Genomic DNA, 1,163 nt, shown 5'->3' with positions numbered 1-1,163 from the left:
GGCCCATCTCGAACAACTGATCGAACGGGTCAACCTGTACGGCGAAACGCGCACGTCGATCGTGATGTCGACGCCGTTGCCGGCGCGCGGGATGGCGCGGCCGCCGTCGAAGCCCGGCGACACGCGTCGATAGCGGGCCGCGGTTTCGGGACCGTCCCACGCGACCGGCCGAACCGGCGACGACCGATGGTCGCCGGCCCCCGTCATGCATCGCGTTCCCCTCGCATGACGATCGGTACGGGCTGACTATTTGCCGACCGCACCGCCGAGCAGGCCACCCACCAGCGACGTCACCGGCGCAAGCGGATTGGCGAGACCGCCCAGCGGCGAGCCGCCCCCGCTCGTACCGGTCGCCGAGCCATCGTGCACGGTCGCCGGGATGCCGCCGACCACGCTCGTCACCAGACCGGCAACCGGCACCGCACCGTTCGGGCCGCTCGGGTTCACGAGACCGCCCGCATTGGTCACCGTGTTGCCGACTGCCCGAACGAGGCCGCCGACCGCGCCGACGATCGGCTGCGGCGACGTGGACGTCACCTTCCATCCGGCCGACGTGATCGCGCCGCCGACCTGCCCGAGCAGGCCCGCGACCGGCTGCCCGAGGCCGGTTGCGGTGCCGACCTGCTGCGTGAGCTGGCCCGCCGTCGTCACGAGCGGCGTGATCGCGGTGCTGATCGCCTGCGTCGCCTGCTGGACCGGGGCCGACGCGAGAGTCGCGCCGAGCATGGTGCCGCCCGACTTCAGGCCGCCGGCCACCGTGTCGAGCAGGCCACCGACGGGCGTCGTGATCGGCGCGAGCGGTGACAGCGGGCCAGAGCCGAGCGCCTTCACCGTTTCGCTGAGGCCGTTGACCGGGTTGCTGGTCGAGCCGACGAGGGTGCCAAGGCCCGTTACCGTCCTGCCGACCGGGTTCGGCGTAAAGCCGATCTGACCGATACCGTTGCTCACGGCGTTCGTCGTATCGCGGATGATCGTGCCGACGCCGGTGACCGTGTCGGCCGGCCCGGCCGTCACCGCCTTGCCGACGCCCGGCAGCGTCACGTCGCCGAGCGTCGCGCCCGCAGCCAGCACGACTGCGCCGACGGAACTGATGATGCCGTTGGTGCCGGGTGTGCCGCTGGTTCCGCTCGTGCCGCCTGTGCCGCTGGTTCCACTCGTGCCAC

1 protein-coding gene and 1 pseudogene are annotated in these 1,163 nt (G+C 72.1%); one reads left to right on the top strand and one right to left on the bottom strand.

The window, feature by feature from the left end:
- Positions 1–133, top strand: a pseudogene (locus JMF90_RS37935) (AsnC family transcriptional regulator); the annotation flags it as partial.
- 113 nt (positions 134–246) lie between these two features.
- On the opposite strand, the gene JMF90_RS37930 reads toward JMF90_RS37935, so the two are convergent.
- The coding region (locus tag JMF90_RS37930; protein ID WP_236598137.1) for a collagen-like triple helix repeat-containing protein at positions 247–1,163 on the bottom strand (917 nt) is incomplete at its 5' end.

The organism is Burkholderia sp. E168m23, from assembly GCF_016586125.1.
GTDB lineage: Bacteria > Pseudomonadota > Gammaproteobacteria > Burkholderiales > Burkholderiaceae > Burkholderia > Burkholderia orbicola.
Note: the sequence above shows the minus strand (reverse complement) of the source record. Positions and strands in the feature narration are given on the sequence as shown.